26 protein-coding genes are annotated in these 24,139 nt (G+C 38.7%); 23 read left to right on the top strand and 3 right to left on the bottom strand.

From position 1 onward, the window contains the following. Nucleotides 1-152: 152 nt before the first annotated feature. From MKZ14_RS13450 to MKZ14_RS13410, 9 genes are all read left to right on the top strand, one after another. Nucleotides 153-2,147 (top strand): HAMP domain-containing methyl-accepting chemotaxis protein, encoded by a 1,995-nt coding sequence (locus MKZ14_RS13450; RefSeq protein ID WP_339280094.1) that lies wholly within the window; start codon nucleotides 153-155, stop codon nucleotides 2,145-2,147. A gap of 65 nt (nucleotides 2,148-2,212) precedes the next feature. After that, the gene (locus tag MKZ14_RS13445) at nucleotides 2,213-2,443 is read left to right on the top strand and encodes a hypothetical protein (protein WP_009370265.1); all 231 of its coding nucleotides are present in this window, start codon (nucleotides 2,213-2,215) and stop codon (nucleotides 2,441-2,443) included. A gap of 114 nt (nucleotides 2,444-2,557) precedes the next feature. Further along, complete coding sequence (locus MKZ14_RS13440) at nucleotides 2,558-3,139, top strand: TetR/AcrR family transcriptional regulator (RefSeq protein ID WP_333005169.1); 582 nt, start codon at nucleotides 2,558-2,560, stop codon at nucleotides 3,137-3,139. A gap of 81 nt (nucleotides 3,140-3,220) precedes the next feature. Further along, nucleotides 3,221-4,600 carry an MDR family MFS transporter gene (locus MKZ14_RS13435; protein WP_339280091.1) on the top strand — a complete coding sequence of 460 codons (1,380 nt, stop codon included), beginning with the start codon at nucleotides 3,221-3,223 and terminating at the stop codon, nucleotides 4,598-4,600. Nucleotides 4,601-4,690: 90 nt separating this feature from the next. Then, entirely contained in the window at nucleotides 4,691-5,311 is a 621-nt protein-coding gene (gene cdaS, locus MKZ14_RS13430) for a sporulation-specific diadenylate cyclase CdaS (protein WP_339280090.1), read from the top strand. 99 nt (nucleotides 5,312-5,410) lie between these two features. Then, a complete protein-coding gene (locus tag MKZ14_RS13425) occupies nucleotides 5,411-5,854 on the top strand; it encodes a MarR family transcriptional regulator (RefSeq protein ID WP_339280088.1) in 444 nt (147 codons plus the stop codon). Nucleotides 5,855-5,912: 58 nt separating this feature from the next. Continuing rightward, a complete protein-coding gene (locus MKZ14_RS13420) occupies nucleotides 5,913-6,854 on the top strand; it encodes a ring-cleaving dioxygenase (protein ID WP_066036259.1) in 942 nt (313 codons plus the stop codon). Between the two features lie 16 nt (nucleotides 6,855-6,870). Continuing rightward, a complete protein-coding gene (locus tag MKZ14_RS13415; protein WP_036077471.1) occupies nucleotides 6,871-7,926 on the top strand; it encodes an LLM class flavin-dependent oxidoreductase in 1,056 nt (351 codons plus the stop codon). 13 nt (nucleotides 7,927-7,939) lie between these two features. Further along, complete coding sequence (locus MKZ14_RS13410) at nucleotides 7,940-8,506, top strand: NADPH-dependent FMN reductase (RefSeq protein ID WP_036077399.1); 567 nt, start codon at nucleotides 7,940-7,942, stop codon at nucleotides 8,504-8,506. Between the two features lie 59 nt (nucleotides 8,507-8,565). Here the strand turns inward: MKZ14_RS13410 and MKZ14_RS13405 are convergent, their stop codons facing one another. After that, entirely contained in the window at nucleotides 8,566-9,591 is a 1,026-nt protein-coding gene (locus tag MKZ14_RS13405) for a DUF2332 domain-containing protein (protein ID WP_312125342.1), read from the bottom strand. 121 nt (nucleotides 9,592-9,712) lie between these two features. Here MKZ14_RS13405 and MKZ14_RS13400 point away from each other — a divergent pair, with 121 nt between their 5' ends. From MKZ14_RS13400 to MKZ14_RS13390, 3 genes are all read left to right on the top strand, one after another. Next, nucleotides 9,713-10,168, top strand: coding sequence for a LysR family transcriptional regulator (locus tag MKZ14_RS13400; protein ID WP_339280087.1), 456 nt, complete (start codon nucleotides 9,713-9,715; stop codon nucleotides 10,166-10,168). After that, nucleotides 10,122-10,595, top strand: a complete 474-nt coding sequence (locus MKZ14_RS13395; RefSeq protein ID WP_312125423.1) for a LysR substrate-binding domain-containing protein — start codon at nucleotides 10,122-10,124, stop codon at nucleotides 10,593-10,595. Before MKZ14_RS13400 ends, MKZ14_RS13395 begins: the two co-directional genes overlap by 47 nt. Before the next feature lie 111 nt (nucleotides 10,596-10,706). Further along, a complete protein-coding gene (locus MKZ14_RS13390; RefSeq protein ID WP_312125338.1) occupies nucleotides 10,707-10,985 on the top strand; it encodes a DUF1450 domain-containing protein in 279 nt (92 codons plus the stop codon). A gap of 49 nt (nucleotides 10,986-11,034) precedes the next feature. Here MKZ14_RS13390 and namA read toward each other — a convergent pair whose 3' ends face one another. Together namA and proC are read right to left on the bottom strand one after the other, a co-directional pair. After that, nucleotides 11,035-12,045: an NADPH dehydrogenase NamA gene (gene namA / locus MKZ14_RS13385; RefSeq protein ID WP_258859953.1), complete on the bottom strand. Its 1,011-nt coding sequence runs from the start codon at nucleotides 12,043-12,045 to the stop codon at nucleotides 11,035-11,037. 48 nt (nucleotides 12,046-12,093) lie between these two features. Continuing rightward, on the bottom strand, nucleotides 12,094-12,897 hold the full coding sequence (proC, locus tag MKZ14_RS13380) for a pyrroline-5-carboxylate reductase (protein WP_258859954.1): 804 nt from the start codon (nucleotides 12,895-12,897) through the stop codon (nucleotides 12,094-12,096). 347 nt (nucleotides 12,898-13,244) lie between these two features. Between proC and MKZ14_RS13375 the strand changes: the two genes are divergently transcribed. The 11 genes from MKZ14_RS13375 (at nucleotide 13,245) to MKZ14_RS13325 (ending at nucleotide 24,010) form a co-directional block, all read left to right on the top strand. Next, entirely contained in the window at nucleotides 13,245-14,234 is a 990-nt protein-coding gene (locus tag MKZ14_RS13375; protein WP_176408510.1) for an MBL fold metallo-hydrolase, read from the top strand. Between the two features lie 8 nt (nucleotides 14,235-14,242). Further along, a complete protein-coding gene (locus tag MKZ14_RS13370; protein ID WP_258859956.1) occupies nucleotides 14,243-14,998 on the top strand; it encodes an SDR family NAD(P)-dependent oxidoreductase in 756 nt (251 codons plus the stop codon). Nucleotides 14,999-15,101: 103 nt separating this feature from the next. After that, on the top strand, nucleotides 15,102-15,896 hold the full coding sequence (locus tag MKZ14_RS13365) for a MerR family transcriptional regulator (protein ID WP_004231362.1): 795 nt from the start codon (nucleotides 15,102-15,104) through the stop codon (nucleotides 15,894-15,896). Nucleotides 15,897-15,970: 74 nt separating this feature from the next. Further along, entirely contained in the window at nucleotides 15,971-16,777 is an 807-nt protein-coding gene (locus MKZ14_RS13360; RefSeq protein ID WP_115673347.1) for a CPBP family intramembrane glutamic endopeptidase, read from the top strand. Between the two features lie 287 nt (nucleotides 16,778-17,064). Continuing rightward, complete coding sequence (locus tag MKZ14_RS13355; RefSeq protein WP_004231366.1) at nucleotides 17,065-18,258, top strand: argininosuccinate synthase; 1,194 nt, start codon at nucleotides 17,065-17,067, stop codon at nucleotides 18,256-18,258. Between the two features lie 81 nt (nucleotides 18,259-18,339). Then, nucleotides 18,340-19,719, top strand: coding sequence for an argininosuccinate lyase (argH, locus tag MKZ14_RS13350; RefSeq protein ID WP_016992885.1), 1,380 nt, complete (start codon nucleotides 18,340-18,342; stop codon nucleotides 19,717-19,719). A 203-nt stretch (nucleotides 19,720-19,922) separates the two neighbouring features. Then, entirely contained in the window at nucleotides 19,923-20,300 is a 378-nt protein-coding gene (locus tag MKZ14_RS13345; protein WP_036077386.1) for a carboxymuconolactone decarboxylase family protein, read from the top strand. Between the two features lie 622 nt (nucleotides 20,301-20,922). Next, nucleotides 20,923-21,300, top strand: coding sequence for a GntR family transcriptional regulator (locus MKZ14_RS13340; RefSeq protein WP_016992883.1), 378 nt, complete (start codon nucleotides 20,923-20,925; stop codon nucleotides 21,298-21,300). Nucleotides 21,301-21,307: 7 nt separating this feature from the next. Then, nucleotides 21,308-22,387 carry a DUF5808 domain-containing protein gene (locus MKZ14_RS13335; RefSeq protein WP_339280086.1) on the top strand — a complete coding sequence of 360 codons (1,080 nt, stop codon included), beginning with the start codon at nucleotides 21,308-21,310 and terminating at the stop codon, nucleotides 22,385-22,387. A 13-nt stretch (nucleotides 22,388-22,400) separates the two neighbouring features. Then, on the top strand, nucleotides 22,401-23,684 hold the full coding sequence (locus MKZ14_RS13330) for an alpha/beta fold hydrolase (protein WP_339280085.1): 1,284 nt from the start codon (nucleotides 22,401-22,403) through the stop codon (nucleotides 23,682-23,684). 11 nt (nucleotides 23,685-23,695) lie between these two features. Further along, nucleotides 23,696-24,010 (top strand): DUF3784 domain-containing protein, encoded by a 315-nt coding sequence (locus MKZ14_RS13325; RefSeq protein ID WP_339280084.1) that lies wholly within the window; start codon nucleotides 23,696-23,698, stop codon nucleotides 24,008-24,010. Nucleotides 24,011-24,139: the final 129 nt, after the last annotated feature.

The raw sequence follows: 24,139 nt of genomic DNA, 5'->3' as shown, positions 1-24,139 counted from the left end.
TGATCTGCTATTTCGAAATTTTTACAAATTAATGACAATTTAAACTACTTCAAAACTTATTATTTTATATTTAATAAATAGTTAATGAAATATATGGAAGTCATATTGTATGATGAAGTGGAAATAATCGTAATTTTTAGGGGGATCTCATCATGAGAAAGTCAATGAAATGGAAAATGCTTCTGGAGATTATGGGCATTGTGGTGTTCATTATAACGGCATTTTCTATTTATATTTATCAAGCTACATATAAAAGTGCAAAAAACAATGGAGAAGCAATCGCCAACTCCATTGTCATGGGGATGGAAGGAGCGATTCAATCTAGAGAAAAAGCGGAAGAAATCATGGAAAAAGAAATGATTGCCGAATCTGTAATGGCTTCTTACATCATTGACAAAGGTGCTACATATGAGGATTTAAAGGCCATTGCTGAGCGAGGTGGCATCGATGAGATTTGGAGTACAGATGATAAAGGGAATACAACGGTGACATCAGTAGCTCCAACTGTCGATTTTAACTTTGGCGCTGATCCAAACGGACAAGCGGCAGAGTATATGCAACTCTTAGACGGTAGAGCGAAAGAAATTGTCCAAAAAGCACAGATTCGCGATGTCGATGATCAATTTTTCAAATTTGTCGGGGTAGGTAGCTGGAATCCAGCAACACCACAAATTGTACAGGTAGCTCGCCATGGACAGCAGCTACTAGACTTAGAAGCAAGTATCGGCAGTGAATCCTATATCGATCAACTGGATAACTATTTATCCTCGACCGTATTATTTGCTGCGATTGTAGATGAAAAAGGCCAAGCCATTGCCGCTACAGCAGATCAAGATTTAGCCGATATAGGTTTTGAGCCAGCCCAATTTTCAGCACAAAAGTCGACTGAATTTTCAGGGCGCTATGATGGCACACGTGTCACGCAATATGTGAAACCATTATCGAACGGTACATACTTAGCGATTATTGTATCCAATGCCGTCCTATCGCATATTTTAGTAGGTACAATTGTGGCTTCGTTGATCGTAATTTGTGTGATTTTCTTCACTACAGGCCTATCTATTTCCAAACAAGTAGCTCGTATTTTAAGCGTGCGAAATTCTTTAGAGGAAATTAGTAAAGGTGAAGCGGATTTAACGAAGCGCATTCCGATCAATGCCAAGGATGAAATTGGCCAATTAGTGACTTCATTTAATGGGATGATGGATAATTTCCAACAAATTATGTATGAATTAAAGCAAGGGGCCAATCAAATAAAAGAAGCTACCTATACGATTCAAGAAAATGCTCATGAAACACTTGAATCAGCCGCAATTATCCAAGGAGAATCAAGTCAGGTCGCTCAGGCCTCCTTTGCCCAACAGAATAATACGGCTGACAGTGCACACTCAATGGAGGAATTGGCACGCAGTATTCAATATATTTCGGAATCTATAGCAGAAATTTCTAGTATTTCGCGTAATACCGAGGAAAACGCAGATAATGGATTACAAATTATGCAGTCCTTACAAAAGCAATTAGTGACGATTCATGAGAAAACAAATTTTGCGGTGATTGGAACACAGGAACTTGAAAAATTATCTACTATGATTGGGGAATTTACCAATGTGATTACGGGGATCTCTGATCAAACGAATTTACTGGCATTGAATGCATCTATCGAAGCGGCGCGTGCAGGTGAAGCGGGGAAAGGCTTTGCGGTTGTAGCTGAAGAAGTTCGTAAATTAGCAGAAGATTCTAAGAGTGCGGCGGATAGAATTACACAGGTGGTGATAAATGTCCAAAAGGAAACAGCCAATATTGTAGCAACCATCCAAGCGACAGCAGATGTATTACATGCAGGACGTGCAATCGTACAACAAGCACAGCAATCGTTTGAAGGCATTCATAATGATGTACAGGTGTTAGCAACACAAGTGGATTTAGTATCAAGCTCCACCGAGGAAATTGCTGCAAGTACAGAGGAAGTAACAGCTACCATGGAAGATGTTTCACTCTTGGCTAAGCAAACATCTCAAAGTGTTGATGCCGTTGCCCAAAAGGCTAAGCATCAAGCGGAAAATATGGAAAGTATGACCGCATTTATCGATCAATTGAATACAACAGCGGAAAATCTCCAACTATCAGCAGGCAAATATAAAGTATAAAAGGAAAAATATAGTACGATAAATCACTAGATTCCCGTATAATTGAAAAAAGGGGTGTGGTTTAAATGAATCAACAAAAGATGCCGCCAGCATTATTACGATTAATCGTCATTTTTCCCAATGTGCTGAGCTATTTACTATTATTCGGTCTAATTATTTTTGTCATGACAAATTATGAAACATTAAAAGCAACAAATAATTTAACTGTGTGGATTATTTTTATTGTCGTATTAGCACCCGCTGCTGCCTACACGACTTTCAGCATCGTAAAGAAAATTCGAGCAGGGCATATGTAACTCACAAGTGTTGTTATTAGAGGATGTTCTAATAACAACACATTTTTTTTGACAAATTGGGTTCAATCCTCTATATTTTTGTTAGTCATAACTAACATTTAGAGGACGTGTAAAATGAAAAAAGATACAAAGGATAAAATTCTTGCTGCTGCAACAAGCTTAATGACTGAAAGGGGCTACTCCAATGTCTCTGTGAAAGACATTGCTTTAACTGCTGGAGTGAGTGAAATGACTGTTTTTCGTCATTTTGAAACAAAAATGGGGATTCTACAAGCTGTGCTAGATAGACATTCTTATATTCCATACTTTGAACAGTTATTTGCTCGAGATTTATCAGGAAATCTAGTGAATGACTTACAGCAAATTGCTAACGCTTATCTAGCTTTTATGGAAAAAAATAAAGCAACATTTCTCATTACTACACAAGATAGAAGTATACTACCAGGAGTAATGGAGCTTATTTCGGATAGCCAAACCAAACAATTACTAAAATTATTGGAAGGTTATTTTCAAGTCCAAATCCAACAGAGAAAGATGAAGGATATTGATACAAATGGGCAGGCCACTGTTTTTTTAACGAGCCTTTTCGGTTTCTTTGTATCCAATGCATTTTGGGATGATCATTTTTTAAAAAACCAAAAGGAAAGTTTTGTTGATCATTTAGTAGCTACTTTTGTGGGTGGAGTCTGTATTTAATGCTCTACCCACAAAGCTTTCATATATTTTTTAAATAAAATGTTAGTTATAACTAACTAACAAATTAAAGGGGATTCAAACATGAAGGAAAAAAGAAATGTTATAGTAGCAATTTTACTATCTGCAGCATTTGTGTCTATTCTCAACCAGACTTTATTACTCATAGCTATGCCGCCCATTATGGAAGATTTTAAGATTCATGCTAACTTAGCACAATGGCTCACGACGGTTTATTTATTGACGAATGGAATTCTCATCCCCATTACAGCATTTCTAATCGGTCGTTTTTCAAATCGATTGCTGCTAATCGTTGCCCTCACGTTATTTAGTATCGGTACATTTTTAGGTGCCTTTGCACCAACTTTTACAATTTTGCTTCTCGCAAGAATTATTCAAGCAGCTGGAGCAGGGGTGATTATGCCGTTAATGCAAACGATTTTATTAACGATGTATCCAAAAGAAAAACGGGGTTCGATTATGGGGCTAGCGGGTCTTGTAACAGGTTTTGCGCCAGCAGTTGGCCCAACTTTATCTGGCTGGATTTTAGAACACCTTACATGGCGACATTTATTTTTTACTGTCCTACCTGTTTCGGTCATTGTGTTAACAGTAGCGACGATTTTTATGAAAAATGTAACGACTACAAAAGAGGGAAAGCTAGATGCTCTTTCAATCGTGTTCTCTTCATTAGGGTGGGGAGGTTTGTTATATGGTTTTAGTATTGCAGGAACAGCAGGCTTCCAGTCAATGCAGGTTGGTGTCACATTAGGGATGGGTGGGACGATGTTAGCTTTATTTATTAGGCGACAGCTACGATTACCCAAACCCATGCTTGAATTTCGTGTCTTTCAATCTACTATGTTCTCTATCACAACCTTCTTATCAAGTTTGGTCTATGCCATTATGATTGGTACACAAATACTATTAACCTTTTATATTCAAAACGTGCGTCAACTTTCTGCACTTGAAACAGGATTAGTTTTATTAATTGGTGCTCTAGTGATGGGCTTTATGTCTCCAGTGACAGGGAAGATTTTCGATAAAGTTGGAGGAAAGGGCTTAGCACTAGTAGGATTCACATGTATTTTTATTGGAACAAGTCTGCTTACAGTGATATCAATGAATACGAACCTTTTGCTACTGGCAGGGGTGTTTACGATGATTTCATTTGGGATTTCAATGATTATGATGCCCCTAACAACGGCTGGCATGAATGCGTTACCTACACATTTAATGGCCCATGCAACAGCGATGAACAGTACATTGCGTATGGTTGGAGGTGCATTAGTAACGGCCTTACTTGTAACCATCATGAGTACTGTGACTACTTTACAACATGAGTTAGGAGTAGCTGATGCGATGCTAAATGGTATTCGAACTGCTTTTATTGCCACAACGATTTTAAGTAGCATTGGACTACTATTGTCTTTGTATGTAAAGAAGGAACAACCAACTCGATAACCTTCTTTTCTAATATGCATAAAAATAACCTATGTAGAGAAACTAAAAGAAGAAGAGGCTTCACAATTTTAAAAAAGAGAGGTGCTTTTTGTGAATCCAACAAATTGTGATTTTTCACCAATGAAAGAAACTTTAAAAGATGAGCTTCTCGAAGTGATCCTGTCCTTACAGCACAGTGTGCAGGAAATGGATACAGATGCAAATTGTCTCCTCGGTAATTTTGAGAAAATTAAAGAGAAGTTTATGACAATTGAAATGAAAGCTGCAACGTTCTATTTAAATTGTTATCTTTCCCCGTTTACTGAAAAGTATCCAGAGCTATCACACAGTGTGCAAAATATGTCTTTGAGAAGACATGGTGGTTTAATTGTCATCCAACGACAGGATACTTTAGAGAATCTGATTCAGCCTGGTATTCATATTGGGGCAGATTTAACCCATTCTTTATTAGAATCAATTTTCTTCCCTGGTAATCCACTTCACGATGGCGCAGTACTTGTCAATCAAAATCAAATTGAGTCAGCAGCAAATGTACTGCCATTATCAGAGCGTTATACAGGGGAAAAGAAATTAGGTACAAGACATCGTGCTGCGCTGGGATTGAGTGAAGTAAGTGATGCACTGATAATGGTTGTATCAGAAGAAACGGGTAGAATATCTTTTGCTCTTAAAGGGAATTTATATCCTGTTACAACACCTGGCATTATATAGGGAGTCTCCCTATGTGGAAAAATATCTCGAATTCAAGATATTTTTCTTGCGGAAGTGTCACTTGCGTGGTAAAGTGATAACTGAAGGGAGGATGAAGTCATGAGAAATCATACATTAGGTACCCTAACGTGGATTCGTATGATGCGTTTTACAACGCAAAGTAATCAATTATCGAATGAATTTTTAAAGCGTTTCGACTTAACGACAGCTCAATTTGATGTGTTAATCCAAATCAAAACATATGCCCCGATTACACAATGTCAACTAGCAGAAAAAGTTACTGTAACACAAGGTGGCATGTCTCGCATGCTTGCCCGACTAGAAAAAGAGGGACTAATCGAGCGTAAACAAAATTGGAAGACGAAAACCATCTCATTGACATCAAAAGGGGAGCAAATGATTGACGCAGCAACACCTAGTCAACTTCACTTCCAGTCTTCGTTTTTTGAAGAAGTATTATCAGCTGAAGAAATTAAATCTTTATATATTGCGATGACAAAGCTTGAAAAACATAGCCGAGAAAAAAAATTGCCGCCCGTGTAATTTTTTTTGTGAAATCACTTGCTTAGTCAAGTGAAAATAATGAGGAGGAACAATTATGATGAACAAATTAAGCGGACACCATCATATATCAATGCTAACGAAAAATGGTAAACAGAATAATCATTTCTACACAACTATTTTAGGGTTACGACGTGTGAAAAAAACGGTGAATCAAGACTCACCTTCCATGTATCACTTATTTTATGGAGACTTAACAGGAGCAGCAGGTACAGAATTAACATTTTTTGAAATGCCTGTTGCAGGACGTACAGTGCGAGGGACGAATGCTATTACACGTATTGGCTTACTTGTACCTAGCTTCGAAAGCCTACTATATTGGAAAGAACGCTTTCAGCAGCTAGAGGTAGAACATAGCGAAATCACTACTTATGCAGGCAAAGAGGCTTTATTTTTTGAAGATCATGAAGGTTTACGGATGGTATTGTTAAACCACCAAGGACAAGAAACGCCTGCTCAATGGCAACCATGGGATGGAAATGATATACCGCAGGAACATCGTATTTTAGGCATGGGGACTATTGAAATCACTGTGCGATATTTATCAAGAACGGTCAATTTATTACAAGATTTATTTCACTATACAGTTATTGCAGAAAAGGACAAAGAAACGGTCCTACAATCGATAGAAGGGGAAGTGCTTGGCGAGATTGTTGTCAAAGAATTAGAAGGACCAAGCGAGAAACCTGGTAAAGGCAGTATTCACCATCTTGCGTTACGTGTTGCAACCGTTGAAGAATTACAGCAATGGGATACCAAAATTAAGGAGCTTGGATTGGATAGTACTGGTGTGGTTGATCGTTATTATTTCCAAAGTCTATATTTTAGAGATCGTAACGGTATTTTATTTGAAATGGCGACAGATGGGCCAGGGTTTACGGTAGATTCAGCAGTCGAAGAACTTGGCAAAGAGTTAGACCTCCCGCCATTTTTAGAAGAGAGACGTTCAGAAATTGAAGCCATTTTAGAACCACTAGAATAAGGAGAGATAGCACATGATGGAAAAATATCGTATAGATCAAACAAAAGGGCTCGAATTTGGGCTGTACTCTTTAGGTGATCATATCCCTAATCCACTAACTGGCGAGCGTATTTCTGCTCAGCAGCGACTAAAAGAGCTAGTTGAGGCAAGTCAATTAGCGGAGCAAGCTGGGATTGATGTATTCGGCATAGGTGAAAGTCATCAATCTTATTTTACAACACAGGCACATACGGTCGTGTTAGGTGCTATTGCACAAGCAACTTCGACTATTAAATTGTCTAGCTCAGCAACGGTATTAAGTGTTTCAGACCCTGTACGAGTATATGAGGATTTTGCCACAATTGATTTATTATCAGATGGTCGTGCAGAAATTGTAGCGGGACGTGGCTCCCGTGTCGGTGCCTATCACTTACTAGGTGTTGATTTACAAGATTATGAAGAAATCTTTGAGGAAAAATTAGAGCTTCTTATGAAAATCAATGACGAGGAGCTTGTGACTTGGGAAGGGCAATTTAGAGCACCTCTCCACCATGCACAAATTTTACCGCAGCCAAAAAACGGCTCGTTGCCAATATGGCGTGCGGTGGGTGGACCACCTGCCAGCGCCATTAAAGCAGGATATATGGGCATTCCGATGATGCTTACAACATTAGGTGGCCCTGCTATCAACTTTAAACCATCTGTGGATGCCTATCGCGAAGCGGCAGAGCGCAAAGGCTTTGACCCAAATGAATTACCTATTGCCACAACAAGCTTGTTTTATGTAGCAGACACAACAAAAGAGGCATTGCAGGGCATGTATCCACATTTAAACGGTGGTTTCCAAGCTATTCGTGGTGGGGGCTATCCAAAGCAACAGTTTGCACAAGCGCCTGATACACGTGATGCTTTAATGGTGGGCAGTAAAGAGCAAATTATTGAAAAACTACTTTATCAATACGAACTATATGGCATGCAACGCTTTATGGCACAAATCGATTTTGGTGGCGTACCATTCGAAAAATTGATGAAAAATATTGAAATCATTGGTAATGATATAATTCCAGCGATAAAAAAACACACAGCAAAATAAGGAGTGGCTCATTATGAAAATTGTCGCGCTTGCGGGTTCTATTGTCGGCTCAAAAACAAGAACAGCTACGCAAAAAATGGTCGAGATGTTACAAGAAAAATACCCACAGCATGAAGTAACATTACTAGATCTTGCTGACTATCAGCTAGTTTTTAGTGATGGACGTAATTACTTTGAATATGAAGGCGATACAAAATATGTGACGGAAACCCTTATGGCTGCAGATGCAATCGTTCTTGGGACGCCAACATTCCAAGCATCTATACCAGCTACATTAAAAAACATCTTTGACCTTTTACCTGTCAATGCCTTCCGCGATAAAGTCGTCAGTGTTATTGTTACAGCGGGTACATCCAAGCATTATTTAATGGTGGAACAGCAACTAAAGCCGATCCTTGCTTATATGAAAGCGCACATCGTACCGACCTATGTATTTATAGAAGAAAAGGATTTTTTACGAAAAGAAATTGTCAATGATGATGTCCTTTTTCGTTTAGAACGGTTAGCGGAGGATACCGTGATGGTTACAGAGGCTTTTGCAGAAATTCGAGCCAAAAAAGATGCTGAATATGATTTTTAAAGATTAATAGAAGAAACGCTGTGAAGTAGTCTGACACAGCGTTTCTTTTTATGTCAAGGCTAGCTATTTGACCATTCAAACCATCGTGCATGCCCATCTGGACGCGCCATTGTACGAATGGATTCTATAGTGCCTTGATCTATAAAATCTTGATGAAGTTTTGTATCAAATAAATTGTTATAGCAATGATAAAGAGGTCGCTCTAGGCTAATTTCTTTTAATTGCTCTATTAATGTATGACGTAATTCAATTGGTATTTGATTTGCGACATGTGTATGATAAATCACTAACATCGCCTCTTGCTCTATTGTTCGACTGAGCTCTTTAATCAGTTGAATCGCATCCCCTTTTACCAACTGAATATCTAATTGATTGATGATGGGAAGAGCCTGATTGAATAACATTCTACGTTCATGATGTTCAGGCCAAATTAACGCTTGAAGCCATTGACTTTCTTCTTTATTACCAAGATCAATTGGGTGTAAATCGATTCCTATTCTCTGCCAAACAACAGGAGGCTTTGACAAAGAGGCAGGCAATGTTTCACCACGATTTTCTGAGATCAACACGATATCATTCTTAGTATTAGTAATCGCTACGTGTTGGTTATAGCAATAATTGTAGTGATCCATACCAAGCTGAAGACCTGCACTTGCGCCTATTTCAATGAAAGCCAATGGTTGTTGATGTTTGGCATAGATTTCAGTCATCATTGGGTAGAGATACGCACAACGGCGAATTTCATTTGTTTGTACAAGCTTTTCTTGAAACAATGTCGTTAATTCATTTGTATGTGACAGTACAAATGCTTTAAAAATAGGGAACACCTCCTGTATTGGATGCGGGAAAGGTGTTAAAGATGCATAATAATTTGTCAAAGGATCATTGGATGTAGCTAATAAATAATGAACTGCTGCCAACAATAAATTGGGCGCAGGCTGACCCTGTGGGATCAAGGAGGCAATATCTAACAAATCTTCATCATCGGCAATTTTATTTGCTAAATGTTCATACAGCGGGCTTGAGCCTTGACATTCCTGTTGTGCAAACATCTGAAATTGACGACTTAATATCGTGTGCTGCATATGCTTCGCTCCTTTTGCATACATAATCTAGTTCATCATTAGTCTATTATTATTGTATAATTTAGTAAATTAAATATATTTAATAAATTTAATTAAGATTATTAATCAATGAGGTGAGGTTTTGGAATATAAATGGTTACAGTCTTTTATCGTCGCAGCCCAGACCTGTAATTTTCGTACAGCAGCGGAACAACTTCATTTATCCCAGCCAAGTATAACGGTTCATATTCAGCAGTTAGAGGAATTTCTACATGTACAATTATTTAAGCGTGAAAAAAATCGTGTGCAATTAACAGACACTGGAAGGCTTTTTCAAGTAGAGGCACAGGAAATGGTCAAACAGTGGGAACTAAGCATTGAACGGATTCGATTAGCAAGTAAAGGTATTCAAGAAAAGGTCATGATTGCTATGACCCCGTTAATGGTTGAAACGATTCTGCCTCATGTGATTTATCAATTTATCAATGATAACCCTTCAATTGAGATCTCCATTTTAGTAGAGGATTCAGCTAAAATAGAGGATTTAGTCAATCAGGATCAAGCTCATATGGGCATTTCATTATTACCAACACGTTAATCGATATTGGCATCAAGAACTGCTGATCGATAGCCCATTAGAGTTCGTAATTCCCCTTGATGCCTATGATGATGAAACAGGCACGTATATTGATTATGAGGAGTTATTTCAAACGTATACTTTATTTACGCACCATCATCCAACAATTTGGGGAGAGCTATTACGTAAATTACGAGAAAAATATGTTTTAACGAAGCAAGTATCCATTTCTCAATCCTATGTGGTGAAAAGGCTAATAAAGGATGGTTTAGGGTTGTCGTTTTTACCTCGTATGATTGTAAGAAAAGAACGCATGGAGGGCCGATTTAATATAGTTCCTTTTGAAGATTTCCCATTACCGAGTGTACCCGTATACTTGTTTTATAAGGAATCTACACAAGTACCAGATGGATTAGTAGATTTATTACAAACTAGAAATTATTTATAATTCACAAGATGGTCAAAAATGATAATGAAATGATGGTGTTCTGTGTAAGGGTTTTCATAGAGTTTATCGAATTATGGTATGATCGTTTTTAGAGAGTAGGGGGTAATAAACATGGTATTTTCTCTTTTTAAAAAAAAGAAAGAACCACAGCAGCTAAAAAATAGAGTGGAGTTTTGTATCACTAATTTATCACTTGGTGCGGCGGATGCGTATGATGTATTAATAGAACGGGATGATATTGAGATAGAGGAGTCTGGTTGTACATCCCATTGTGAAATCTGTGAGCAAGGTATTTTTGCCATAGTAAATGGAGAAGTTGTGACAGCAGATGACGCAGAGACATTGGTACAGGCTATTGATGAAGAATTAAAACAAAATCCACTTTTCTAATGAAAAAACAGCTTGCTGGATCACAAGCTGTTTTTTGATGGAAATGAAATTACCAACCACGAACGTATTGTACGGGAGGCTGCACGTCTTCTCCAAGCTCTTTAGCTGCATGTAGTGCCCAGTAAGGGTCTCGTAATAAAACACGCGCTAAGAATATTAAATCTGCACGATTATTTTGGAGTATCTCTTCGGCTTGAATGGCTGTTGTAATCAGACCAACTGCACCAGTAGGTAGATCAGCCCCATGCTTAATCGCTTCTGCATGTGGTACCTGATAGCCTGGAAAGACATTGATGGCTGCTGGTACAACGCCCCCTGTTGACACATCAACTAAATCAACACCCTGAGATTTCATCCAGCGGCTAAAAACAATAAAGTCATCCATTGTTGTACCATCTTCCGCATAATCTTCCGCAGAGACACGTACCAATAAAGGACCGTCCCATACACTGCGAACAGCATCGATGACTTGACGTAGAATGCGATATCGATTTTCCTGTGAGCCCCCATATTGATCTTGACGTTTATTCGTAGCAGGTGATAAAAACTCGCTAATTAAATAGCCATGTGCGCCATGAATTTCTAGTACATCAAAGCCAGCCTTTGCAGCTCGAACAGCTGCTTGTTTAAATGCCTCGATGACATAGTGAATGTCCTCTTCCGTCATTTCTGTTGGGGTTTTATAGTCTGAACTAAAGGCAATAGCTGATGGAGCAAAAATTTCACCGTCCACTGTTGCTTTGCGACCAGCATGTGCAAGCTGGATGCCTGTTTTAGCGCCGTACGCTTTCATCCCTTCAACTAATTGACTTAATCCTTCGATATGTGCATCATCCCAAATCCCTAAATCCTTATTTGAGATACGACCTTCTGGTACAACACCAGTAGCCTCTAAAATGATTAAGCCTACTTGACCAGCTGCACGTGTGGCATAATGGACGAAATGAAAGGGTGTCACCATGCCATCGTCTTGTGCTGAGTACATGCACATCGGCGCCATCACAACACGGTTTTTTAAGGTGATAGATTGCAAAGTATATGGTTCGAATAATTTACTCAAAATAAAGCCTCCTAATTCCTAGTGATACACTCTATTTTGCACATAATGCTACCCATTTGCAAGTGAACGAGATCGTGCCTCGGCTTCTTTAATGCAAGCTTCGATGGCTTCATTAAATTGATATTGCTCTAATGCCTGTATCCCTGCCTCCGTCGTGCCACCAGGACTCGTCACCTTTTTGCGTAAGACATCTGGTTCATCTAATGACTGTTTGAGCATCTCAGCTGTCCCCGCAAGTGTTTGAGTCATTAGCAAGCGCACCGTATCTTTCGATAAGCCTACCTTCGTCCCTACTCGTTCAAAAGCTTCCATTAAATAATAGATATAAGCAGGGCCGCTACCTGAAAGGGCTGTGACAGCATGTAACTGATCCTCATCGACTTCAATAACGGAGCCAACAGCCTCTAATAACTGGAGGAAAAGGATACGCTGGTCTGCAGCTACCTCGTTATTGAATGCAATGCCACTTGCTGACATACCGATTGTAGCGGAAGTATTCGGCATCACCCTTGCTACTGGCCGACTCCCTAAAAATTCTGTGATCGTATCAATCGCAATGCCAGCTAAAATAGATAATACAGCCGTGTGCGCTGTAAGTTTAGGCTTTAAATCACACATAGCAGCAATAGCATCTTTCGGCTTCATTGCTAAAATAACCAGATCTGCCTGTTGAAAAATCGCATGATCAAACACACAATGGACACCATATGTTTCATGCAAGAAATGTAAGCGTTCTTTGTCAGAGCGATTGGTGACATAAATTTCCTGTGGTGTAAACACCTTTTGTTTAATCCAGCCTTGCATCAATGCTTCCGCCATTGAGCCTGCACCGATAAATAAAATTTTTTTCATGAACAATACCTCCAGTTCAAAATAAAAAAGCGCTCTCGTCCTTATCTAGAAGGACGAAAACGCTCTCGTTTCCGCGGTACCACCTTTGTTTGCCAATTGTTGGCACAACTCTTAGCCCTCTTATCGCAAGGGAAACGGTTATGTTTGCATAACTGCTCAGAAGTAGGTTCGGTAATGGGAGCGGGTGATGTTACTCTCAGCAAATGTAACACTCTCTAACACCTTCACCAGTTACGTACTCGTCTTCTTCAACGCACAGAAATAATTAGATTATTCAAAATTATAGTGAGGAATAGGCAACCTGTCAACAGGAGGATGACGAAAACAGAAAAAACTTGTAAAATAGAATGAATCAGTATTCACAAGTGCGTGAAAAGGGGGAAACAACTTTGTCTATATACAAAATAGAAATACCAACACCCTATGCAGTAGGAGATGTCAATGCATTTATTGTAAAAGGCGATGCACTTAGCATTTTTGATGTTGGTCCAAAAACAATGGAAGCCTATGATGCTTTAAAATGGGGGATTCGAGCAGCAGGCTTTGACATGCATGATATTGAACAGGTTGTGTTAACCCATCATCATCCAGATCATGCGGGATGGGTCGATGCTTTTCCACATGCAGAAATTTTAGGGCATGCCTATAATGACAAATGGCTTCGTCACGATGAAGACTTTTTACGCTATCATGAACAATTTTACAGTGAACGTTTATTGGAGCATGGAGTACCACAAGAATATATTACAAAAAGTGTCCATGTTCGTCGTGAATTGGAGCTTGTAGGGGAACGCCCATTAACGCAAATTTTGGCAGATGGAGATGAAGTGCCTGGGCATCCAGGATTAAAGGCAATCGAAACATTAGGTCACGCACAAAGTCATTTCATTTTTTGGGATGAAAAAACTCATCATGTGATTGGTGGAGATTTATTGCTTGAAAAAATAACGCCCAATCCATTAATAGAGCCACCATTGGATCGTACTGTAGGACGTACAAAATCTTTACTACAATATAATGCATCCCTAGAAATTCTACGTCAATTACCTGTCAAAATGATGCACACAGGGCATGGAGCAGAGCTAGAGGATATTCCGTCGTTAATTGATAAACGATTAGAGCGACAGCACCAACAATCAATGAAGGTTTTTGAATTGTTAGGCGATGATCAATTAACAGTTGTACAAGTAACAAAACGCTTGTATCCGGCTATCTTCCAGCATCAGCTTGGTTTAACTTTATCTAAAACACTTGGTCATTTAGATTATCTAGAGGCCAATGAGTATATTACGTCAACGAAGACAGAAGCAGGTATCTATTTATTTCAAAGGAAGTAGGTTTATACATGAAACATCCTAACAAAACGATCTTTGTGACAGGAGCTACAAGTGGGGTTGGCTTAAAAATAACTGAATTATTAGTAGCTCAAGGGCATACCGTTTATGCCACAGGTCGCAATGCCGTTGCACTAAAGGTGCTAGAGCGTTTAGGTGCTCAAGTGATCCAAGCAGATTTAACCAATCTACATACACTTGATAATGTTTGTGCCCAACTACCACCGATTGATGTAGCGATTCTTTCAGCAGGTGTAGGAAAGTTTGCTATAGCCCCTGCTTTACAGGATGAGGATATTGCGCAAATGATCGAATTAAATGTTAGTGTACCGATTTATCTTGCCAAACGATTAGCCTCTAAGATGATAGAGCGCAAACAGGGTCATTTAATATTCATTGGTTCTCAGGCTGGGAAGGTGGCCACACCAAAAGCGAGTGTCTATGCTGCGACGAAACATGCTATTGTCGGTTTTACCAATGGATTGCGTATGGAATTGGCTCCATACAATGTAAAAGTGACAGCCATCCATCCTGGTCCCATTGATACACCATTTTTAGATAAAGCCAATGATACAAGTGGCTACCGAGAATCCTTAGGGCGCTTTTTATTGTCAGCGGAGGAAGTAGCACAAGAGACAGTGAAAACGATTGATCGTCCTGTTCGTGAGATGAATCTGCCTAGAATTATGGGATTATCGAGTAAATTGTATGCATTAGCCCCAGCGACCATAGAATGGTTGGGCAAATCATTTTTTCATAAGAAATAGCAAACTGTAAACATGCTTCAAGGGCATGTCTACGGTTTTTTTTCATATTTATACATACGTGTAGATATAGTAGTGAAGAGGAAGCGATGAAAAGAAGACTTTGATGTATACAATTGGTCAAGTTGCAAAATTTTTAGGAGTTTCTAGAGATACCTTAAAATTTTACGAAGAAAAGGGATTAGTAAAGCCCCAGCAAAATAGTGAAAATGGGTATAGAACATACAATCATTTTGATATATACGATATCACAACAATCAATTTTTATAGAGAAATTGATTTTGAAATCAAAAAGATTCAGGAATTGAGAAAAGGCAAGAGTATAGAGGGCATCCAATCATTGTTAGTAGAAAAAGAACAAGTAATGTTAGAGGAAATAGCTTATAAAAAGCTACAATTAAAAAAGCTCCAGCTTGTAAAAGAGGATTGTCAAAAAATTAGCCAATATCTAGGCACGTATACTATAAAGGAAATGAAACCATTAGAAATAATGGGCGTAATAGATCATTATACAGCCTATGATGAATATGATTCGTTAAAAGAAAATGCAGACAGTATAAAGAAAGCGGTAATTCTTACTTCTTTAAGAAGAGTTATTAGATTCGATGATAGCGGAATGCTCGAAAATAAATTTATGGTTGTCAGGAAAGTAGAAAATAGCGATCATCCAATTAAAGGTGAAGTTTTAGCGCATCCCAAATGTCTTTATACAGTTATTGAAGATGGGCGCTGGTCAACAGGTGGCAAAAATACAGACAATAAAGTAGAGGCTAGTATAAGAAAAGTAGCTAAGGAAAATGGCTATGAGCTTTTAGGGCTTGTTTATATCAACTTATTGCTTACCACTTATGAAGAAGGGCTTGAACGTATTTTTTTAGAAATGTATGTACCGATAAAATAATGGCAAAATGGGTTTGACCTGTGAGCAACCCCTAGGTTTATGCTGAAGATATTCAGATGAAATGGGGGATCTACTTGCGTAGAAAAAAGAAATTAAAAAAACCAGTAGCAAGCTTTATTATTTTAACCAATATTATTTTTTGGCCACTTTTCTGTGTTGTAGGAGCCGTCAAGCTATTAGGCTATCCTACTTGGCTATTTGATACCGTACGCTGTCTATCGGCTTGGTCATCCACCTTTGCCTTTGCGTTACTATTTCCAAGAATCTATCCTGGGCAACGTTTTATACACTTTGTCAAACAAAAATTCAAAAACAAATTGTCACTTTCAGTAATTGTTTTAATCGTGATGATACAAACAGCTATCTTTATCATGATCTTGTTTCAAATCATGAATAATTATGAAGAAAACTCTATTTTTACGCTGTCTTCATGGGGCATGCTCAGTTTTTATTTTGTTAAAACGCTTTTGTCAGGACCACTGGGTGAGGAGTTAGGATGGAGGGGCTTTGCACTGCTGGAGCTGCAAAAGAAGTATTCGCCATTAATAGCTTCAATTATCATAGGCTTTTGGTGGGGAATGTGGCATTTACCGATATGGCTTACAACAGGGTTTATGGGAATGGATTTGATCAAATATAGCTTCTTCTTTATGTTAACGATTATAGCTACAACCATCATCATGACAGTATTTTATACGATCAATCAGAATTTAATCATTCCTATTATTATTCATCAGCTCTTTAATTTTTTTATCGGCTCCATTAATGGAAACCTAATTGATTTAATTATGTATAATGCCATTTTATATTCGGCGGTGGCCGTTCTACTTATTTTGATTAATCCTAAAAAAGTATTGTATAAGATACAATCAGCCAAGTAACTAGAAAGAATCCAGTTTGTATCATGGATTCTTTTTTTCGTCCGTTGCTAAATTTATATAGTATACATTTATATATATAGTAAAAAAACGTTTTTTCGAGTGAATTGCCATGGATTTCTTGTCAACCTTATACAAGGAACGACTTACTTTTGACAATAAAAATAAAAGTCTATTAATTTATAAAAATACACTTGTATTTATTTTTATAACATGATACTATTCGTGTATAAACTTTTAAATGAATGTATAAACATACATATCGATAGAGCAATGGAGGCGCATTTTTAATGGCAAATAAAAAAGTGGTATTAGCTTATTCAGGTGGACTTGATACTTCGGTAGCAATTCCATGGTTAAAAGAACAAGGTTGGGACGTAATTGCAGTATGTCTTGACGTTGGCGAAGGGAAAGATCTTGAATTCGTAAAAAATAAAGCTCTTCAAGTAGGAGCGATTGAATCTTATATGGTGGATGCGAAAGACGAATTTGCTGAAGGGTATGCATTAATTTCTTTACAAGCACATACTTGGTATGAGCAAAAGTATCCATTAGTATCAGCACTTTCCCGTCCACTTATCTCGAAAAAACTAGTAGAGATTGCTAATCAAGTAGGCGCAGATGCTGTTGCGCATGGTTGCACAGGTAAAGGGAATGACCAAGTTCGTTTTGAAGTATCGATTAAAGCATTAAATCCAGATTTAGAGGTATTAGCACCAGTACGTGAGTGGGGCTGGAGCCGTGATGAGGAAATCGAATATGCAATGAAGCATAATGTACCGATTCCTGCAACATTGGATTCACCATTCTCAATCGACCAAAACCTATGGGGCCGTGCGAATGAAGCTGGCATCATGGAAGACCCATGGGTGTCACCACCAGAAGAAGCTTATGGCTTAACTGTTTCTGTTGAAAATGCACCGAATGAAGCAGAGTATGTGGAAATCGAGTTTGTAGCTGGTAAACCAGTAGCATTAAACGGAAAAGAAATGAAGCTTGCTGATTTAATTCAAGAATTAAATGCAGTAGCAGGTGCTCATGGTGTAGGACGTATCGATCACGTTGAAAATCGTTTAGTTGGTATTAAATCTCGTGAGGTTTATGAAATTCCAGGTGCAAAAGTGCTGTTAACAGCGCATAAAGAGCTTGAGGACTTAACGCTTGTAAAAGAATTAGCACACTTCAAGCCAGTAATCGAGAAAAAACTATCCGAATTAATTTACGATGGTCTATGGTTCTCACCATTACGAGATGCTCTCGAAGCATTCCTTGCGCAAACACAACAATATGTGAATGGTACAGTACGTGTGAAACTATTTAAAGGACATGCGATTGTAGAAGGACGTAAATCACCAAATTCATTATACAGTGAAAAGCTAGCAACATACTCGAAGGAAGATCAATTCAATCATGCTTCCGCTGTAGGCTTTATCGAGTTATGGGGGCTACCAACTGTAGTGAACTCATCTGTGAATAAAAAGTAATGTTGAACAAGCAAGGTGTGGTGAGGCATTTGTGCTTTTACTACACCTTTTGATAAGTAATCGAGGAAAAGGTGAGCTGACATGACAAAACTTTGGGGTGGACGTTTCCAAAAATCAGCAGAAGCATGGGTAGACGAATTTGGCGCATCCATTGGCTTTGACCAGCAACTTGTGCTAGAGGACCTTGAAGGTAGTGTTGCACATGTCACAATGCTTGGTGCCACAGGAATTTTACCAGCAGCTGATGTAGAGGCCATACTAGGTGGTCTTGCCCAATTAAAAGATAAGGCAATCGCAGGTGAGCTTGAATTTAGCGTTGCCAATGAAGATATACACTTAAATTTAGAAAAGATGTTAATTGATTTAATAGGTCCTGTCGGTGGCAAACTCCATACAGGACGTAGCCGAAATGACCAGGTAGCAACGGATATGCATCTCTTCTTGAAAAAGCGGGTGCAGGAAGCAATTGATTTAATTGTGACGTTCCAGCAAACGCTATTAGACAAAGCACAAGAGCATATTGAAACGATTGCACCAGGTTATACGCATCTACAACGTGCACAGCCAATATCCTTCGCACACCATCTAATGGCTTATTTTTGGATGCTAGAGCGTGATAAACAACGCTTTACAGAATCCATAAAACGTATTGATATTTTACCTTTAGGTGCTGGGGCAATGGCAGGGACAACTTTCCCGATTGATCGTTTAAAATCAGCAGAGTTATTAGGGTTTAGCGAGGTTTATGCAAACTCCATGGATGCTGTAAGTGATCGTGATTTCATCGTGGAATTTTTAAGTCATTCCTCCTTACTTATGGCACATTTATCACGCTTTGCTGAGGAAATTATTATCTGGTCTACAGATGAATTTAAATTTATCGAATTGGATGATGCCTTTTCTACAGGTTCGTCGATAATGCCACAAAAGAAAAACCCGGATATGGCAGAGCTTATTCGTGGTAAAACAGGGCGTGTATATGGGAATCTAATGGGCTTATTAACGGTATTAAAGGGTACACCATTAACGTATAACAAAGATATGCAGGAGGACAAAGAGGGCATGTTCGACACTGTTCATACGATTCTTGGTTCACTTAAAATCTTTGAAGGTATGGTTCGTACAATGACTGTCAACACGGAACGTTTACATCAGGCTGTTCACGCTGATTTTTCAAATGCAACGGAGTTAGCAGATTACCTTGCTACAAAGGGGATGCCATTCCGTGAGGCACATGAGGTGACTGGTAAGCTAGTCTTTACATGTATTCAAAAGGGCATATATTTATTAGACTTACCATTGGAAGAAATGCAGCAAGAAAGTGCGTTAATTGAAGCGGATATTTATGATGTACTGGCGCCAGAAGCGGCTGTTCGCCGCCGCCACTCCTTAGGTGGTACTGGCTTTGAACAAGTAAAAATCCAAATTGAGAAAGCGAAAGCCTGTCTTGTAGCCATTTAATTATTGCGTGCATGTCCTTGTGACTTTTTGCATAGATATTCATTAAAGCTGTCCTGTGAGGCACTATGAAAACCTTTATCCTTTTTCAACTGAGCCAGAGGGTGACGTGAAGAAGAGAACCTTACATATGTGAAGGACAATCCCCAATTCTGGAGACGCGGAATTGGGGTTTTTGTATAAGTAAATGTAGGAGGGATGAAGAAATGAACGAACGTTTTACAAAGGGGCTCGAAGCAATTAAACAATATGTGACAGAGGAAGAAGCAGCACGGATGATTGAATCCGATGCATTAGCCGATATAGCACCCGATTTACGCAAAATGATTATTGAATTTGCTTACGGTGATGTCTATTCACGGCCTGGGCTGGATGCAAAGAGTCGAGCCCTCGTCGTAATCACAGCAGTTGTTACACAAGGTGCTGCACCACAAACCAAAACGCATATTCAGCGTGGATTACATGCAGGCTTGACACAGACAGAAGTGGTCGAGGCACTTTTACAATTAGTACCCTACATCGGTTTTCCAAGAGTGCAAAATGCTTTAACGATAGCCCAACAAGTCTTTACAGAAAAAAGCTGAAGCATGTATAAAAAATAGGGAATGGCTCATAATAAGAGAGGAACCACTTATTAATCTAATCTGATGGGGAGGATGCAGAATGAGTAGTAATAGTCAAACACCCAAAGACCAAGAATCTCAGGAAAGTCCGCCACAACTGTTGAAGGTTGAAGCTTTTTAAATCTTAAGCCTAAAGGTGAAACAGAACATTCTGTTTTGCTATAGATTAAGAAGAAGCGTAAACCATATCAGTTAAAATCAAATAGAAGCAATAAGTGTCCATGGATCCAGAATTATTCTGGGTCCTTTTTGTTTCTTATGGGGTCTAAAGTACTCAAGATATCCGCTCTAAATGAAGTTCAAAGCGCTCCTAAGGAAGGAGAACCCGCTCTAAATGAAGATTAAAGCGCTCCTAAGGAAGGGGGATCCGCTCTAAATGGAGTTCAAAGTGCTCCTAGGGGAGGAGAACCCGCTCTAAATGAAGTTCAAAGCACTACTAAGGGAAGGCTCCCGCTCTTATTGTGAAAAAAACGCTACTCAACACCATAAAAAATTCCTTCATTTGACATTACAGAAAATCTGTATTACTCTATACGTAACAGATTTCTGTTTGGTTATAAGCAATACAGATTGGAGGGTTATTATGCAAATACAATTAGATCCAAACAGTGAATTGCAGCTATATAAACAATTGGCTAATCAAATAATTGAATGCATTGCAAGTGGCGAGCTGAAAAATGGTGATACTTTACCGTCTGTGCGTGCGATGGCTACGGATTTAGGTATTAATGTTAGCACGGTCAGTAAGAGTTATCATGAACTTGAAGAGAAGGGCTTAATTGAATTAAAGCCGAAAGCAAAAGCGGTCATTATTGGTGGTCAAAAGAGAGAGCTGGAAGAAACGGAGGTTGAAAAAGTCGAAAATGCCTTGAAGCCTATTATGGCGGAGGCTTTTGCGCGAGGGCTCGAAAAAGAGCAAATGACAAGTTTGTTCCAGCGAATTTTAAAACAATGGAAGTAGGGGTAGTATGCTTATAATCTTAGGCATCTTTATCATCGTCGGGATTTTGGAAACGATGACACCGCATTTAACAAGAAAAACGATTGTCTTTGGTGTTTCCATCCCAGAACCTTATGTCAAACATCCACAATTAAAGCTGTGGAAGAAGCATTATAGCCAAGTCATCGCAGGGATTGCAGGCTTATTTTTAGTAGGTCAAATCGCTCTCTATCTTTCACCTATACAAGAGGAGAAGGCGTCTTTAATATCCTTTATCCTATTGTATGTCATGCTTCTTTTATCATCAGGACTTTACATGAGTTATCATGTCAAAACTAAAAAATTAAAGGTGCAGGAGCAGTGGGATGCACAAATTAAAGCAGTATATGTGACAGATTTATCGATCCGCCAAAATGAAGAAACATTGTCACCTATATTTTTTAGCGTACCCATCATCATCACACTTGCATTAATCGCTTTTACGTACATGAACTATGAGTCAATCCCAGATGTTTTTGCGACACATTGGAATGGAGCTGGAGAGGTCGATGGTTGGACTCGAAAATCACGGCTCTCAGTCATCAGTATGCCGCTTATATTATTGGCAATTCAAATTAGTTTTTTCATGATGAATCAAGGCATGAAAAGTGCCAAAATCCAATTAAGTGCACAGGCCAAAGAAGCATCCATCCATCGGGAGTTAACTCAGCGTAAATACGGAAGCTGGTATCTGGCTGCCATTAATTTTAGTATGACAATTCTATTTGTTGTTTTACACTATACAACCGTTATTTTACAAGATCAAACGGCTCCCTACTTTTTCCCACTTTTTCTTGTCTTTAACGTCGTTACGTTGGGTGGTTTACTAGTGTTCATTTGGAAGCTCAGTAAAAGTAATGAACGTTTTGATGAGGTACATACAAATGAAACAGCTGTGACAGATGATCAATACTGGAAATGGGGTGTTTTTTATTGCAATAATAATGATCCATCCTTATTAGTGCCTAAAAAGTTCGGGATCGGTTGGACTGTTAATTTTGCGAACAAATGGTGCTATATCTTAATTGCTATTACTTTACTGCCAATTTTATTGGTGATTTTCATATAGAAAGGAAGATTGGATGAAAAAATGGTTATTGATTTGCTGTACAATTTTACTTTTAGCTGCCTGTGGGCAAAAAGAGGTCACTGCTCAACATCAAGGAACAAAGGGGACAAATGCAATGAATGAACAGTTTATTGGAAAATGGGAAGGAACTATTGAAACGCCAAATGGACCATTACCGATTATGATCGATTTAAAGAAGGAAAGTGGTACATTATCCGTGCCAGCACAGGGCTTATCTAATTTTCCATTCCAAAGTGTGACGTATACAGGTGATAAAGTAAAAGTGGCCATTAATTTAAACGGTTCTGCTATTGCCATTAATGGCACAATCAAAAATGAACAAATAGAGGCTACATTTCAACAAAACGGTGGAAAATATCCTTTAACACTAAAGGCTTATAAAGAAGAACCTGTTACCTATGACACATTAAAAATTCCCGTTCAAAACGGTAACTTAACAGTAGCTGTACAAAAGGCTTCTCCATCTCCATCCCCAGTGGCACTTATAATAGCAGGATCGGGGCCAACGGATAAAGACGGTAATTCCGCTTTAGCTGGAAAAAATAATAGCTTGAAAATGTTAGCGGAAGGTTTAGCACAACAGGGCATTGCGACGGTGCGTTATGATAAGCGAGGACTTGGAGATAATCAAGCGCTCTTAACAAAGGAAGAGGATGGAACGTTTGACCAATATGTTGATGATGCTGTGCAAATTATCCAAACATTGATGGCTGATAAATCCTACACAAGTGTCCATGTGATTGGACATAGTGAAGGCTCACTCATTGGTTTGCTAGCGGCTCAAAAGACAGGCGTAGCATCCTTTGTCTCCATTGCCGGTGCGGGTAGACCATTGGATGAAGTGCTTTTAGAGCAATTAAAGGGTCAATTAGCACCAAAGCTTTTCAACGAATCCACGAATATTTTGACAGCTTTAAAGCAAGGGAAACAAGTGAAAAATATTTCGCCAGAGCTACAAGCCCTTTTCCGTCCATCTGTACAGCCTTTCCTGATTTCCTTGCTAAAGTATCAACCTGCTGATGAGCTAGCCAAAGTAAAAGGACGTGTATTACTGTTACAAGGAACTACAGATTTACAAGTGAAGGAAGCCGATGCCGAGGCATTGAAGAAAGGTAAAAAAGAGGCAAAATTACTTTATCTAGCGGGTATGAATCACGTATTGAAAAAGGCACCAGCAGATCGTGCAGAAAACTTAGCAACCTATGCAAACCCTTCGCTGCCACTGCATGAAGAATTATTACCAGCAATTGAGCAATTTATTAAAAATGAAAAGTAGGATGATTAACCTTGGGAGTTATTGTCTATTTAATTATCATGCTGCCGTTTCTCATCTTCGCCATTGTTCTATCGCAAGGTAAAGGAGCTTTTCTACTTGCAGGCTTTAATACAATGGCACAGGAAGATAAAGAACAATATGATGAAAAGGCATTGGCAAGATTTATGGGAAAAACGATGTATGGCTACTGTTTTTGTGTCCTTTTATGGATTCTAGACGAATTATTCCATACACAATGGTTATTTCACGTTGGTCTTGTGCTTTTTGTCGCACTCACGCTTTTTTTATTGATCTATGCGAATACAGGTAATCGTTTCAAAAAATAGCATGTAAGACAAAGTAGAACCATTTTATAATGGTTCTATTTTTTTTGAAAGCGCTTTATGAAAATTATTTAAAATCTAAATATTTGGAAAACCGTAATTTTAGTGTCGCGAATATGCTCGTTCTTACAT

Source organism: Lysinibacillus sp. FSL P2-0066 (assembly GCF_037969495.1).
Taxonomy (GTDB): Bacteria; Bacillota; Bacilli; order Bacillales_A; family Planococcaceae; genus Lysinibacillus; species Lysinibacillus boronitolerans.
The sequence above is the reverse complement of the archived record's forward strand: the minus strand, read 5'-3'. Positions and strand labels throughout refer to the sequence as shown.